The sequence below is a fragment of the Pedobacter africanus genome, assembly GCF_040548825.1.
GTDB classification, from domain to species: Bacteria; Bacteroidota; Bacteroidia; order Sphingobacteriales; family Sphingobacteriaceae; genus Pedobacter; species Pedobacter africanus_A.
This window is the reverse complement of the sequence record NZ_JBEPSL010000001.1, coordinates 1336691-1350841: the sequence shown is the minus strand read 5'-3', so window position 1 is coordinate 1350841 and position 14151 is coordinate 1336691. Positions and strand designations below refer to the sequence as shown.

14 protein-coding genes are annotated in these 14151 nt (G+C 39.4%); 1 reads left to right on the top strand and 13 read right to left on the bottom strand.

Annotated features, from left to right (window positions below; all coding sequences use genetic code 11):
- Positions 1-23: 23 nt before the first annotated feature.
- Genes ABIE26_RS05505 through ABIE26_RS05460 form a run of 10 tightly spaced genes read right to left on the bottom strand, consistent with a single transcriptional unit; the run spans position 24 to position 10954 of the window.
- Positions 24-842: a class I SAM-dependent methyltransferase gene (locus tag ABIE26_RS05505; RefSeq protein ID WP_310139153.1), complete on the bottom strand. Its 819-nt coding sequence runs from the start codon at positions 840-842 to the stop codon at positions 24-26.
- Between the two features lie 22 nt (positions 843-864).
- Positions 865-1923 (bottom strand): glycosyltransferase, encoded by a 1059-nt coding sequence (locus ABIE26_RS05500; RefSeq protein WP_310139156.1) that lies wholly within the window; start codon positions 1921-1923, stop codon positions 865-867.
- A 53-nt stretch (positions 1924-1976) separates the two neighbouring features.
- On the bottom strand, positions 1977-3821 hold the full coding sequence (gene asnB / locus ABIE26_RS05495) for an asparagine synthase (glutamine-hydrolyzing) (protein WP_310139157.1): 1845 nt from the start codon (positions 3819-3821) through the stop codon (positions 1977-1979).
- 27 nt (positions 3822-3848) lie between these two features.
- Positions 3849-4916 carry a glycosyltransferase gene (locus ABIE26_RS05490; protein ID WP_310139158.1) on the bottom strand — a complete coding sequence of 356 codons (1068 nt, stop codon included), beginning with the start codon at positions 4914-4916 and terminating at the stop codon, positions 3849-3851.
- Positions 4913-5506 (bottom strand): sugar transferase, encoded by a 594-nt coding sequence (locus ABIE26_RS05485; RefSeq protein WP_310139160.1) that lies wholly within the window; start codon positions 5504-5506, stop codon positions 4913-4915. The genes ABIE26_RS05490 and ABIE26_RS05485 overlap by 4 nt, the downstream gene beginning before the upstream one ends.
- Positions 5507-5536: 30 nt before the next feature.
- Positions 5537-6211, bottom strand: coding sequence for a class I SAM-dependent methyltransferase (locus ABIE26_RS05480; protein WP_310139162.1), 675 nt, complete (start codon positions 6209-6211; stop codon positions 5537-5539).
- Between the two features lie 17 nt (positions 6212-6228).
- Positions 6229-7329 carry a glycosyltransferase gene (locus tag ABIE26_RS05475; protein ID WP_310139163.1) on the bottom strand — a complete coding sequence of 367 codons (1101 nt, stop codon included), beginning with the start codon at positions 7327-7329 and terminating at the stop codon, positions 6229-6231.
- Entirely contained in the window at positions 7329-8183 is an 855-nt protein-coding gene (locus ABIE26_RS05470; RefSeq protein ID WP_310139166.1) for a glycosyltransferase family 2 protein, read from the bottom strand. Before ABIE26_RS05470 ends, ABIE26_RS05475 begins: the two co-directional genes overlap by 1 nt.
- A gap of 21 nt (positions 8184-8204) precedes the next feature.
- Entirely contained in the window at positions 8205-9650 is a 1446-nt protein-coding gene (locus ABIE26_RS05465) for a lipopolysaccharide biosynthesis protein (protein WP_310139167.1), read from the bottom strand.
- A 5-nt stretch (positions 9651-9655) separates the two neighbouring features.
- The gene (locus tag ABIE26_RS05460; protein WP_310139171.1) at positions 9656-10954 is read right to left on the bottom strand and encodes a nucleotide sugar dehydrogenase; all 1299 of its coding nucleotides are present in this window, start codon (positions 10952-10954) and stop codon (positions 9656-9658) included.
- Between the two features lie 584 nt (positions 10955-11538).
- Here ABIE26_RS05460 and ABIE26_RS05455 point away from each other — a divergent pair.
- Positions 11539-11994 carry a hypothetical protein gene (locus ABIE26_RS05455; RefSeq protein WP_310139174.1) on the top strand — a complete coding sequence of 152 codons (456 nt, stop codon included), beginning with the start codon at positions 11539-11541 and terminating at the stop codon, positions 11992-11994.
- Positions 11995-12051: 57 nt separating this feature from the next.
- Here the strand turns inward: ABIE26_RS05455 and ABIE26_RS05450 are convergent, their stop codons facing one another.
- The 3 genes from ABIE26_RS05450 to ABIE26_RS05440 are packed head-to-tail and all read right to left on the bottom strand — an operon-like array spanning position 12052 to position 13945.
- Positions 12052-12702, bottom strand: coding sequence for a YceH family protein (locus tag ABIE26_RS05450; RefSeq protein WP_310139177.1), 651 nt, complete (start codon positions 12700-12702; stop codon positions 12052-12054).
- 19 nt (positions 12703-12721) lie between these two features.
- Positions 12722-13708 carry an L-glyceraldehyde 3-phosphate reductase gene (gene mgrA, locus ABIE26_RS05445; protein ID WP_310141486.1) on the bottom strand — a complete coding sequence of 329 codons (987 nt, stop codon included), beginning with the start codon at positions 13706-13708 and terminating at the stop codon, positions 12722-12724.
- 57 nt (positions 13709-13765) lie between these two features.
- The gene (locus ABIE26_RS05440) at positions 13766-13945 is read right to left on the bottom strand and encodes a histone H1 (protein ID WP_310139180.1); all 180 of its coding nucleotides are present in this window, start codon (positions 13943-13945) and stop codon (positions 13766-13768) included.
- Between the last annotated feature and the right edge of the window lie 206 nt (positions 13946-14151).

Sequence of the window (14151 nt, the reverse complement as noted above, 5' to 3'; positions counted from 1 at the left end):
ATTAGGAATTTAGTTTACATGTATCAATCAGATCCTTTTACAAATACAAACTGATTTGTACCGGAATGATTGGTATTCCTGATATTTCTAAGCTCAAAGCCCCGAGGATGGAGAAAATTGAAAATTTCTTCTACTGTGGCCACTTCAAAAGGATATCCGCCCAACCAATCAAACCAATCATGCGTAATCGACATACCCCTGTTCTTTTTATAGGCCGCAAATTCATTCTTACCCCTCACAGCACTGGACATTAATGTTCTGAAGAAAAAGTAGGGTATAAATATGCTGGAAGTGATGGCTTTTCCCAGGAAACCCGAGCAATAAAATTTCTTTATTCTCGCCCAGATCTTAGATCGTCCATCCTGATTGTTGTAGATAGCAATAAACAAGGTGCTGTTTTTTTTTGCTAATGAAGCTGCATTTCCAATAGCTGCCCACATATTACCTGTATGATGCAAAACACCCCAGGAATAAATGACATCAAAACTGCCAAATGAATTCAGGAAATCTTCATCCAGTACCGAGCCCTTTTCAATAATCCAACCCGGATCACCAGGAAAATACCGTGAACGAAGTATCTTGGTACAGGCAACCGACGCCGGATCGTAATCGAAAGAATAGACTCGTGCCCCCAGATTACGTGCCGCCAGAGAAAACAGCCCACTCCCTGATCCGATGTCCAAAACCCGCTTCCCTTTAAGATGCTCTACCTGCAACATCTCTTTTATGGAATTTTCGGCTATTTTTATTCTCTCATTGGTTAAAGACGCCAAAAAGCTTTGCCAGTTTTTACCAAACTCAAAACGTTGTCCATGTTTAATTTCTTGTTCAAATGTGTTCATGTTTTTGCCCGGGATAAGTTTATTAATCAATTACGGTCTGCCAGTCCTGCATCACCTTTTCTTCTGAAAAATTTGCGGCTATATATTGTCTCCCCCTATTGCCTAAAGCCTCTCTCTCCTGCAAGGAACTTTTCATTAACCTGCTCATCTGATCTGCAAGATCCTGCGCGTCTGCTGGTTTGGAAAGGAAACCGCAAGCTGCCCCCCCAACTAATTCTCTATTGCAACTGATATCTGTTACCACCACAGGCTTGGCATAAGCCATAGCTTCCAGTATACTATTGGACATGCCTTCAGAAAACGAGGAAAGCACAAAAGCATCCGCAACAGCTAAATAACCGGCCGGATTGTGGCTATGCCCCAACAATTGTACTGAATCCTGAATTTCCAGGCTCTTAATCAGCTGATTTGGCCAGTCCTGATGATGCAGATTTCCAACAACCTGTAAAAGAACATGCTCCCCCTTTAAGAGAGACATGGCTTTAAACAAAGTCGGATAATCTTTATTGTATTTAAAATGCGCTATGCAAATCCAGACAAATGGTTTCGTTTGTGGGATTGGAGAATCAGCAGCTGTTATAACCGGAATATCAATACTGTTATGGATTACAATTCCTTTTTTAAGTACCAGCTTTTGTTTTTCGAAGCTAATTTTTGAGGCATGGGAATTGTAAACTATAGCATCGTCCAGGCCTCGGGTCAGTTTAAAGGGCAGGTACCATTTTCTTTTGATGACGGAAATCCTTATGGTAGAAACCAGCTTAAATCTAAACCACACTCTTAATAAGCGGGCAAATATAATCGCAATAAACATAAAAGCGACGACCACATCAGCGCGATAAGCCTTTACTGTTCTGAAGAGTGTAATGCTGTTCCATACAAAACCAAATGACCAGTTTTTCAAATAAAGAACGGAAATACCTTCCTTCTCCAGTTCAGTTCCAAAGAAATTAATTGGTTTTAAGGAAATGATCATCACCTCGTGCTGCCTTGACTTGAAAAATCTGGCAACTTTAAGCAATTGTGTTTCGGCACCTCCTTTAAATAAACCAGGCGTAATGAACAGAATTCTTAGTTTCATAAGCTAAGCGATTGAATTTGGCGGGACAATTTTAAGCTACCATAGATTCTGGCTTAACCCAATATGCCGCTAGGGGTTTGTGCTGTTTTTTTCTGACCTTTAAGCCATTGGGCCAGCACCAGTAGTTTCCAGATCTGGGGATAACGATTCCATCTGCCAGACAAATGCTCCTCTATAATTTCCCGGGTCCTTGGTATATTGATACCAGGAATATTATGAAGTTCTCGTTCCGAAAGGTTATCCTGAACATAAGTTTTCAACTCTTTTCTGAACCAATGCTGGAAAGGCATAGTGAAGCCCGCCTTTGGCCTGTCAAAAAAATGAGCAGGTACATGTTCAAAAAGCAGGTCTTTTAAAATTCTTTTTTGATTGCCTTTGTAAAATTTAAAATCTGTTGGCAGTGTACGTGAAAATTCAATAATCCGGTAATCCATCAATGGCGACCTTGATTCCAGAGAAAAAGCCATTGAAGCCCGATCTACCTTTGTGTTGATGTCGCCGTTTAAATAGGTTTTGATGTCAAAATCTGAGACCCTTTCCAACAATGGCTTTAACCGATTATTCAGAATATACATCATCTCATTAGCCAAGTCCGTATCATTATTTAACACCCATGAATTTTCCATGCCGCCAAATATTTTAACATAAAGTGCTGTGATGGTAGGCATAGAAATCCCCATAGCAATAAGCTTATGCCGGTATTTTGGAGAAAGCGCAACAAGCGAAGCAATTGCTTTCCTGACAGGCAATGGAAGGCCAAACAACAATTGCACATTGTTTATCCATTTATAGCGATGATAGCCTAGAAAAGCTTCGTCGCCGGCATCTCCGCTTAAAGCTACGGTAACATGTTTCCGGGTGTGTTTGCTGAGCAATAAGCTTGGGATTGCACTGGCATCGGCAAAAGGCTCATCGTAATACCTCGATAAATTTTCTATCAGGTCTATTCCTTCATGATAATCGCAGGTTATGGTGTGATGGTGGGTTCCCAGGTGTTTGGCTACTTTTTCGGCATAGACACTTTCATCAAAACCGTTTTCATTGAATTTAACCGAAAATGTTTTTACATTTTCAACCTGCTGTACCGCCAACGCTGTTATCAGCGAGGAATCTATTCCTCCGGATAAAAAAACGCCTAGCGGTACGTCGGCAAACATCCTTATCTTCACAGCATCTGTTAGCAGGCTCGAAAGCTCCTCCCTGGCAGTCTGATAACTGCCGGTAAACTTGTTTTCGCAGTTGTAGTCCAGATCCCAGTACTTGCTGATGTTTAGTTTACCACTAAAAAGATCAAAAGTAAAACGATGGCCGGCGGGTAATTTCTTCACTTCCAGATAAATAGATCTGGGTTCCGGAATGTTGTTCCAAACCAGATATTCATGGATCGCAGTTTCATCTATGGTTAATTTCCTTCCTATGCTGAGTTGACCTGGCTGACTTGCGAATTCAAAGGATTGTCCGGAATGGCTGTAATAAAATGGTTTTTTACCTAAACGATCCCTGGCACCAAACAATTCTTTCTTCACAGAATCGTAAATCACGAAAGCAAACATTCCGTTAAAATGTTGTACACAATTTGCACCATAAGCCAGATACGCCACACAGATCACTTCGGTATCAGAACCTGTTCTGAACTGGTACCCCTGTTGTTTCAGCTCTTTTCTTACTTCCAGGTAATTGTAGATTTCGCCATTAAAAACAATCTGAAGATGTAAGTAGCCGAAAGGCTGATTCGAACGCGGATCCAGATCAATAATCGACAACCTGTTGTGTCCTAAAGTAAGGCCGTCCAACTGTTTAAAGCCGGAAAAATCCGGACCACGAAAATCAACACGGGCCAATTTTTCGCAAATGACCTCATCACTGTACTTAATGGTAGAACCGTAAATACCACACATAACTACTCCTGGTTAAGATTAGAGGATTCATTCTAATAAACATTCATATTCAGGCACTACTTTATCCAAAGCATATTTACTGAAAACATCAGCCTTAATTGCTGCAAAATCCCATACTTGATTACATGTGGTGATGATCCTTTCTTTGAAAGCATTCAGGTCATTTTGCTCTACGATATAACCATTAAAACCATCTTTTAACAATCCGTTTACCCCACCAACCCGAAAGCTTACCACAGGAATACCTGCCGACAACGACTCTAAGATTACATTTGGAAACCCTTCTGTATAGGAGCTGAGTACCACACAGTCATACTGGGGCAGTATGTGAATAACGTCAGTTATACTACCCAATAAACGCACCCTTTTGCTCAACTTTAATTTTTTTATCTTTTCCTGCAATACACGCTTTAACGGGCCATCCCCTGCAATATTTAAAGTATAGGTGCCTGGCAGTTCCGAAAAAACATCCAGTAGACGCTCCAACCCTTTCTCTTTCGACATCCGGGCAATAACCAATATCTTTTTGCACTCAGCAATTTTATAGCTGACTTTTAATTCCTTGAGTACACTGGTATACAATACTGGATTTGGAATAATGACCAATCGGCCAGGATCAAGGTGATATTCAGAAAGCACTGAATTTTTCATTTCTCGTGTCTGACACACAATTACCTGATATCTTCTATAGCTAAAACGGGTAAATAAGGACCAGAACCTGGCTTTAAACCCCTCATACTGTTTCATCTGATGGGGATTGTTTGACGCCCGGGCAATTAGTTTTGGAATCTTAACAAACAGGGAAACAAAGGAAACCAGTATATTGATGTGATCTGTAGTGGAGAAAACTGCAAATGGCTTTTCCTTTTTAAATAATTTATATAAACTGAAAAAGGACCTGGAGGCTTTCTTGGTATTCAGATCAACAATGTTTACTCCTGGTAAATCTCTGGAAAATGCGGTCTTATCTGAATCAATCAGCACCAAATTTACATCATATAGCGCTTTATTAAAACCCTGACATAACAGCCAAAACACCCTTTCAGACCCGCCATCTTTCAGTGCTGTCATCACAAAAAAAATTTTCCGCTTCATGCAAATGTCCGCTTAAGTGTTAACCATATGATTTTAACATCTGTCCATATGTCATGGTTCCTTATGTACCGGAGGTTCTGACTAATTTTTTGCGGTATCAACTCATGTATGTAAAATGACTCAGGATCATCTACCTGTTCGAGCATCTCATTTTCATCATAAAACTGAATGGATGCCCAATCGGTGATTCCAGGTTTAACCGACAATACCTGCATTTGGGCCTCGTCATATAAATTTACGTACTTTCTCACTTCCGGACGTGGCCCTACAAAGCTCATGTCACCTCTTAAGATGTTGAACAGTTGTGGCAATTCATCAAGCTTGTATTTTCTGAGCAAACGCCCGATTTTGGTTATTCTGACATCTTTTCCGCCAACAGTAAGCAATTTTTCATCTTCAGCATGAACGTACATGCTACGAAACTTATACAGGCAGAAATCCTGCATATTCCTGCCCACTCTTATTTGCCTGTAGTAGATGTCGCCTTTGGAATCCAGGCGCACTAATACACTTATCAGCATAAAAAGGGGGGCAAATACAATCAGTCCGATTGCTGCCAATACAATGTCAAAAATCCGCTTAGCCAACATTTTTTCTATTTATTATAATTCATCCTATCACTATTTTGTAGCTACACCGATAATAATATATCGGCTTGCACTTGGGATGATAGCATCAAACAGCCGGTCTAATTTCCCAAGCATGATACGCTGGTATTCGTTTCTACCCATACAACCAAAGAAACCAATGGTAGTATAATCCAGTTTTGCGAATGACGAGAATACCGTTCCTACATCACTCAATTTAAGATAATTCCAGTTTTTTGTACCAAACCACCTCCTCAAGATCTTATGAAAAATGGAAGCGTCGAGGTTTTCGGCAAATAATAATTTGCCTCCCGGTTTAAGTGATTTGTACATCTCATTGATCACTTTAACCTTTATGTCGGGATCCCCGTCGTTGATACCGCCTAAAATAGATTTAAATACGATGTAATCAAATTGATCCGTATAGGGAATAGCAGTAGCGTCGATAGCTTCATACTGTATATTGGAATGACATTTGTATTTCCGATGGACCTGCTGGGTATTTGCGTCCGGTTTATTTAAGTTTGAACAAACAACCTTGTTTTTGTTTAAGGCCAGCCATAAAGACAAACCACCGCCATATGCCCCAATCTCTAAGCACTCCTTGGAAGTTGTGTTGACTTTTCCGAAGCTTTCCCAAAAAGGTAATGCCCTCGACCAGTTTTCAGTATCCCAGCCGATAATATCTTTCCTTAAATAGCTTTCCATAATTTCATTTTTCAAGACTAAGGCAGGTTCAATAGCAGACCTCGCCAATAGCCTGCTATATTTTTTACGGAATTTGCCTCGTTAATCAATTGTGCGTTGGCTGAAATTTTCTTTCTTAAACTATGGTTAAGCAACAAATCATCAATAGCCTTACTTAGTTTACCTATATTGTTTTGTTCGACAAGTAATCCGTTGAATTCATTTTCTATTATTTCTGAAGGACCAAAATCACAGTTTACCGCTACGCAAGCACATCCAAAACTCATAGCCTCTGTAAGTGCAACAGGATATCCTTCATTTCTTGAGGGCAAAACAAACAACTCCGCCTGATGATAATAATCCTGTAAGTTGTCCTTCGATCCAACCAGTTTCACCCTGCCCGTTAAGTTCAGTTTTTCTATCTGAATTTTCAGACTTTCATATTCGGCTCCATCTCCGGCAATCACCAGGTCAATACCCGTATTATTAATGTTATTGTAGGCCTCAATTAAAATGTCAAAACCCTTGACAAAAGACAACCTGCCTACGCCCAGAATAAATTTTTTATCATTTACCTTCCAATCAGAGGGCTCTGGAAATTCATTTATGGGATTTCTAATGAGTTTAAAATTATTTAATTTTCTAAAGGAATTACTTTGTTTGATCCGTTCAGCGATACCTATTGAAGGAACCACAACTGCGGTTGATTTTCGGTAGATGTGATATGACAATTTTCGAAAAAAATAATTGAAAGTATTAAGTGTAATGTCGGGAGTAGTATGTTCAGATACGACAAAGGGTATTCTGGTTAAAAGGCAGGCTAAACCCGTCCATAAATTGGAAGTAGTCATAAAAGAAACAACGTAAAACGGCTTTTCTTTCATTAACAGCCTAATTAACCTTGTATAAAGCAATCCCGCATACCACAATCTGTTCAACGGATTTTCCTGCTTCCGTTTTTTCAACAGACTGACTACCTTCACCTCCGGCAAAATTGCAAACGCAATATCGGCGTCATTAAGACAAACGATAGTGACCTCAAAATTCTGCTGATACAGTGCATTTGAGACTATTGATATGGCCCGTTCAGCTCCGCCTCTTTGAAGACTGTTGATCACAAAAAACAGCTTATTGTTCATCACAATATGGTTCTGATGGTACCCAGCGTTTCCTGCAGTCCACGTTTCCTTAACTCAAAAAGAAAATATTTTTTTAGGTAAAGGAAGAACAATTTGGTTTTTTGGATCCAGGTATAGTTAAAAATATTGACCATAGTATACAGATCGTTTAGCTCTTTCTGTTTTAAAACATGGGGCGCTAATGAACTCCACATTCCCCCTCTATGTTGCCTGTAACAACTCATTGTTTCGGGCATAATGTATATACGTTTTCCAGACACAAAGGTGGTATAGAGTTTAATAAATTTGTCGGGTGCATTGCACTTTAAAAACCATTCCGTATCAAACATTTCCTGAATTTCCTTAGTGTTTCTAAAAACAATGGTTAACGTAGATATTTCTGTCTTACTTCCCGACATTACATCATCAAATGAATAACTCAATGGTATGGGGTTAAAATTCATATAGTGTACTTCATCATTTTCTGAAATTCGTTTTGAATAGTGTCCGCACATCACATAATCTTCATTTTGATCAAGAAAATCAATTTGCTTTTGCAGTTTCAAAGGATCTGTCCAGTAGTCATCTCCATCGCATATAGCAATATATTCAGCTCCTGCAGCTTTGAAAACCCGGACGGCGTTAACATTAGCACCAACATTGGACGCAGAAGTAATTAGACGTATCTGATCTGGGTATCTCGACTTATATTCCTCCAAAATTAACCTGGTACGGTCTGTAGAGCAATCTTCTCCAATGATAATTTCAAACGGAAAATTAGTTTTTTGCATTACAAAACCTTCTATAGCCTTTGCAATGTAGCGTTCATGATTGTAAGTCAGGCAGCAGATACTTACCTTGATATTTTTTCTCATATTCAGATTTATATTTAATTTTTATGGTCTTGCCTGCAAAATGTATCTGAAGTCTGCAACAGCGGATAATTTGACCAGGAAACCAAATCCGAAATAGCAGGAAAAAAATAAGACTGCAGTTGCAATGATCCTGAACAAATCGTTTAGGCCGAAAGCGTAAAAAACGTTTTTGTCAAGCAGGTAACAGCCTAGTCCCAATGCGCAGGATATAAGCAGGATTGGCAGAATATCTTCTATCTGTTTCAAAAAAGGATAATCAATAAACCGGCCACTGTAAATGGAATTAATGTAGAAACTAAAAAAACTAAAAAACAATTGAAAATACAGTAAACCGTAAATACCGAAAGGAAAGACACCGTAAATACCAACAATACAGAGTATCTTTTTTACAATTTCAAGCTTCAGGAACAAGTTGGTTTGTCCTTTCACTTTTAAAATATTGAGGTTGTAGGCGTGCACCGGATACATAATTCCGCATATACATAAAATGCGGAAATAGGGAACGGCAGGCAGCCATTTATCCGTCAGCACCAGCCGAAATAGCGGTTCCGCAATAACGCTCAGGAATACCATCGAAGGGGCCATCCAGAAAAGCACTTGCAACATTACTTTTTTATAGACGTTTACCAATTGTTCTTTATCGTCTGCAATTTTAACAAACATGGGAAAAGTAACTTTATTAATGGCGGAGGACAGGATACCTACAGGCAATTGGCTGATCGATTCGGCCCTGGAATAAAAGCCCAGTTGAGCAGGTGCATAAAATTTACCAATCAGTATAGTATAGATATTCTGGTATACATTGTCAATCAATCCAGACAAAGTCAGCTTGTAACCATAGTCGAAATGTTTTTTCAAGCTATGCAGATTAAACAATATAACGGGTCGCCAGGCAGAATACCACCAATGCAATACCGTTGATATTAAAGGGTTCAGCAGGTTCATCCATACAAGGCTCCAAACTCCATATCCCCTCTGTGCCAGCACAATTCCTAAAATCCCGCCGCAGATGACCGAAGGAAGTTGAATCATGGTCATTACTTTAAACTTCATTTCTTTTACAAGCAAAGTTTGCTGAATTCCAAAAAAAGCATTGATAATTAAGGCGATACCATATATCCTGATCACATTTATCAATACCGGTTGATGATAGAATAATGCAATTAAAGGGGCAGAAAAGAACAAAATAGTGTAAATCACCAGGCTTCCCGCCAAATTAAAATAGAACACTGTGGAGCAGTCTTTTTGCGTTACCACCGGCGTACGGATTAACGAAGAACTTAGCCCACTGTCCAGCAGGGAATTTCCAACAGCAATAAAAACAGACAGCATAGCAATCAGGCCAAATTCGGCGGGAGACAAAAGCCTGGCCAAAACAATGGTGATAAAAAAACTGATAAATTTGGAACTCATTTCCTGGCCAATTGACCATAATACTCCATATATTGTTTTACTACCTAAGTTCATGGTCCTTACAAGCTGGAATCTGCCGATTTATCCGGCAGTACTGATTTCACATCATATATGACGCTGTTTTTTTTACATAAACTTTTTATATCAATGGACTTAAATTCCTGATGCGCTACTGCCAGCACTACCCCATCATATTTTCTGGTCTTTGATTCACCATTTTCACATATAATTCCATATTCATGCATGGCGAGTGCTACATTTGCCCAGGGATCATGAACGGTAACCTGTATCTGATACTCCTTTAGGCGATTGATGATGTCGATAACTTTGGTGTTGCGTACATCCGGACAGTTCTCTTTAAAGGTGAAGCCCAGGATGAGTACTTTGGCGCCTATAATATGAATGTTTTTCCGGACCATTTGTTTAATGAGCTGATCGGCAACATAGGCCCCCATCCCGTCGTTCACCCGTCTCCCAGCCAGAATGATTTCCGGATGATAACCTACTTCCTGGGCTTTCTGTGCCAGATAGTAGGGATCAACTCCTATGCAATGCCCACCAACCAGTCCTGGTCGGAAGTTTAGAAAATTCCACTTTGTAGCGGCTGCGTCTAAAACTTCCGTAGTATTAATGCCCAGGCGGTTAAAGATCATCGCCAGTTCATTAACAAAAGCGATATTAATATCCCTCTGTGCATTTTCGATAATTTTTGCTGCCTCTGCAACTCTGATCGAAGAGACTTTGTACGTTCCTGCAAGGATAACAGAATGGTAAAGCTGGTCAACTATTTCAGCCGTTTCAGCAGTAGATCCTGAAGTTATTTTAAGAATGTCAACTACAGTCCTGCTTTTATCACCGGGGTTAATGCGCTCTGGCGAATAACCTGCAAAAAAATCTACATTATAGGCTAAACCCGATATCTTAGTTAAGATGGGGATACATTCTTCTTCGGTAACTCCTGGGTACACAGTAGATTCATAGATCACTATATCTCCTTTTTTTAACACCTGTCCAACAGTTGCACTTGCTTTTAAAAGTGGTGTCAGATCCGGATGGTTATTCTTATCTACAGGTGTAGGCACTGTAACAATATAAATGGTACAACTGCTTATTTTGTCTAGCTCATTGGTACAATAGAGTCCGAACGTTGAACTACAATTCTGTGTAAGCACCTGGTTTAATTCAGCATTGCTTACTTCAAATGTCTGATCCATTCCTGAATTAAGTGCTGATATCCGCAATGCGTCGATATCAAAGCCGAACACCTTATATTTCTTTGCAAATGCTACAGCCAGAGGTAAACCTACATATCCCAGCCCTATAATAGCAATCTTGGGCTGTACTTTTATCTTATTCATAATAAAACTGTGCTTGCACCTAGATTATAAGAATTTTTATTTCCTTATGAGAAAATAATATAAAGTTTGCTTTTATAAAGAATAGCCTTTGTTTCTGTATAGCTTCGCTACATCAGTTACATGAACAGATTTCAAATTGAAGGCAGTTACATCATCAGATTGACATCATAATCCTAATCCCCACTCCCGCTACATACTTTCACACGCGGGTTACTTTCCCTTTTATTTTATCAGATTTTTTTGTCTTCAATTAATTTTATTAAATAAAGCTATGCAATATATCTCAAGAAGATAAGCTTTTTTTAAAGTTGTAATTTTAATTGTACGGTTTGTACATCTTGGTTTACATTTATTATACAAATAATCATTTAAAATTGTCAAAATTTTGAGAAAAATGTGCTTTATTTATCTGTATACACAATCGGATAGCATATTTAGGTAGCGCTAAATTCGAAATACCTTTAACAATTATTAATTTTTTTTCTAATTATGGTATTTTTTTTTTAACTTTCTATTAGATTAGTCCATCCCTCTGATCTCAACATTTAGATAATAGAATTAAGTATCATTTAAACTATTTACTAATGAATTCAAACAAGGGGGATATTATCGAACGGATAGTACGCACCAAAATCGGAATCAGCGAACTCTCAAGAATACTACATGTAAGTAGAACCTCCATTTATAACTGGTTTGAACATGGCCATTTAAATCTGGAAACCATTTGTAAAATAGGTCAGGCGATTGGCCATGATTTCGCTAACGAATTTCCTGAAGAATTTGCAAAAGCAAAAATCCAGACATCAAGAGAATTTATTGATTCAAAGGATTTCAAAAATAACAGTAGCGAAAACTCAGTTCATTTTTGGATGAATAAGTATATTGTCCTTTTAGAAAAATTTAATCAGCTGCTGACTGAAATCGCCGAACGGGATGCTAAAGCAGACCTGAAAACAATAGACAGCCCGTCCTATAATGAATATAATGGGGATTTAGATGATCATTTTGACAGAAGAGACCATAGCTTAAGCTGCATCTAGCGCCAAGCTATATCTTCACAATGATTTTTTATGTATTACCGTTCTGATCAGCAGACATTACATCAACTCTTTCATTAATTTTTCAAAGGCTTCTTTCAATTCAGCTAGCTCTTCTTCCACTTTAGCTAGCCTTATTTCTAGCTCACCTGCTGGTTTACTGTATCCCTCTTCCTGCTGGTCAATCTGGCTTAGGTCTGGTTCACCGCATAACAAATGCATATAACGTACCTCCTTTTGACCAGCACGTTTGGGCAATTGGACTACATAGGGCATTTCCGGATCGGAAAGTCTTTCCAATACTGATTGTACTTCGTCAAGGGATTCAAACTCGAACATCCTCCCCGAATTGGTATTTAGCTCACCTGGTGTTTGCGGTCCCCTCAACATCAGCAAACACATGATGGCAACTTCCTGTGGCAATACGGGAAATACAATGGCAAAATTGTGCTTATATTTTACACTGCGACTGGAGCCTCCGGTTGCTGTAGATACCAGGCTTTTTCTTTTAAGCGTATCCAGGGCCAGTGTTACCGTCTGTTCGTCGTATTGAACCACCGGCTTTCGGGAAGTTTTCTGATTGCAGGCCAGAGTGATAGCATTGATAGTCATTGGGTAATATTCCGGTGTTGTTTTCGACTTCTCCATGAGTACACCCAGTACACGGAGTTCAACACCATCTAGAATTGGTAATTTTTGTGATGGTTCCATCCCTAAATATAGAAATAAATCAAAGGATACGATCTATTTTATCCAGTTCTGCCTGGCTGAATGTAATATTATCCAGGCATTTTAAGGAATCCGCAAGCTGCTCAGGTCTGCTTGCCCCAACCAGTACTGAAGTAATGCGCCGATCGCGAAGTATCCAGGACAAGGCCATCTGGGCCAATTTTTGTCCCCGTTCTGCCGCAAGTGCATTCAGTTGCTGCAGCTGGTTAATTTTCTCGGGTGTAACCTGCTCGGCTTTTAAAAATCCATGCGCTTTGGCTGCTCTGGAACCGGACGGAATGCCCTTCAAATATTTATCGGTAAGCATCCCTTGCGCCAGTGGCGAAAAAGGAATACATCCTACACCCTCGTTCCCCAAAAGATCAAGTAAGCCATCTTCAATCCAGCGTTCATACATCGAATATTTGGGCTGATGAATGAGACAAGGCGTTCCCAGTTCCTTTAAAATCTGAATTGCCTGGGCCGCTTCTGCCGGTTTGTAATTGGAAATGCCCACATACAAGGCTTTGCCTTGCCTGACAATGAGGTCGAGCGCCGACATGGTCTCTTCAATCGGGGTTTCAGGATCTGGACGATGATGGTAGAAAATATCTACATAAGAAAGGTTCATTCGCTTTAAGCTCTGGTCCAGACTGGATACCAGGTATTTTTTGGAGCCCCAATCGCCATATGGTCCCTCCCACATGGTATATCCTGCTTTTGTAGAAATGATCATTTCATCTCTGTAACCAGAGAAATTTCGTTTTAATAAACGGCCAAAATTCTCTTCGGCCGAGCCCGGAGGTGGTCCGTAATTGTTGGCCAGGTCAAAATGCGTAATGCCGTTATCAAAAGCCAGTTTTAAAATGTTGCTGCAATTTTCCAGCTGGTCAACATGGCCAAAGTTATGCCATAACCCCAAAGAAATGGCAGATAGCTTTAACCCGCTATTGCCACAGCGACGGTATTCCATTTTTGAATACCGGGAGGAATTGGGTGTATAGGACATATTAAAAAAATAAAAAATCAGCAGCCAGAACCTGGCTGCTGATTTTTTCAAAGGTTATTATTTACCGCTGTTTTTCTTTTCAGTAACTTCTGTACGGATCTCCTGAGCAAGAACTTTTAAATCTTGCATAGCTTTACGTACTCTTGTACCTGCAGCGTTGTTACCTGCGCTATAAAATTTTTCAGCATCTGCTTCAACTGAAGCTAACAATTCTTTAACTTTTGAGAATTTTTCCATGTTTTCTTTTAATTGTTAAGAAGCCGCCTGAGCAGCCTCTCTTGTTTTGAATTTTTAATTTGAGCCAAATATATATTATTTTGCAATTAAACGCACAGAACTTACCCTCTATTACATTTTTTCTGTTTAAACTTTTTTGTTTTTAAAACTTTTAGCGCCCAAATGGGTTGTTTTTGCAGGGTACCTGAATTTAATTAGAGAAGAAT

Bases quoted from the DNA above. Each gene is read 5' to 3' on its own strand.
- ABIE26_RS05450 (WP_310139177.1), bottom strand. From the start codon at position 12,702: ATGGAACCATCACAAAAATTACCAATTCTAGATGGTGTTGAACTCCGT.
- ABIE26_RS05475 (WP_310139163.1), bottom strand. From the start codon at position 7,329: ATGAACAATAAGCTGTTTTTTGTGATCAACAGTCTTCAAAGAGGCGGA.
- asnB (WP_310139157.1), bottom strand. From the start codon at position 3,821: ATGTGTGGTATTTACGGTTCTACCATTAAGTACAGTGATGAGGTCATT.
- ABIE26_RS05480 (WP_310139162.1), bottom strand. From the start codon at position 6,211: ATGGAAAGCTATTTAAGGAAAGATATTATCGGCTGGGATACTGAAAAC.
- mgrA (WP_310141486.1), bottom strand. From the start codon at position 13,708: ATGTCCTATACACCCAATTCCTCCCGGTATTCAAAAATGGAATACCGT.
- ABIE26_RS05505 (WP_310139153.1), bottom strand. From the start codon at position 842: ATGAACACATTTGAACAAGAAATTAAACATGGACAACGTTTTGAGTTT.
- ABIE26_RS05485 (WP_310139160.1), bottom strand. From the start codon at position 5,506: ATGTTGGCTAAGCGGATTTTTGACATTGTATTGGCAGCAATCGGACTG.
- ABIE26_RS05460 (WP_310139171.1), bottom strand. From the start codon at position 10,954: ATGAATAAGATAAAAGTACAGCCCAAGATTGCTATTATAGGGCTGGGA.
- ABIE26_RS05470 (WP_310139166.1), bottom strand. From the start codon at position 8,183: ATGAGAAAAAATATCAAGGTAAGTATCTGCTGCCTGACTTACAATCAT.
- ABIE26_RS05455 (WP_310139174.1), top strand. From the start codon at position 11,539: ATGAATTCAAACAAGGGGGATATTATCGAACGGATAGTACGCACCAAA.
- ABIE26_RS05440 (WP_310139180.1), bottom strand. From the start codon at position 13,945: ATGGAAAAATTCTCAAAAGTTAAAGAATTGTTAGCTTCAGTTGAAGCA.
- ABIE26_RS05500 (WP_310139156.1), bottom strand. From the start codon at position 1,923: ATGAAACTAAGAATTCTGTTCATTACGCCTGGTTTATTTAAAGGAGGT.
- ABIE26_RS05465 (WP_310139167.1), bottom strand. From the start codon at position 9,650: ATGAACTTAGGTAGTAAAACAATATATGGAGTATTATGGTCAATTGGC.
- ABIE26_RS05490 (WP_310139158.1), bottom strand. From the start codon at position 4,916: ATGAAGCGGAAAATTTTTTTTGTGATGACAGCACTGAAAGATGGCGGG.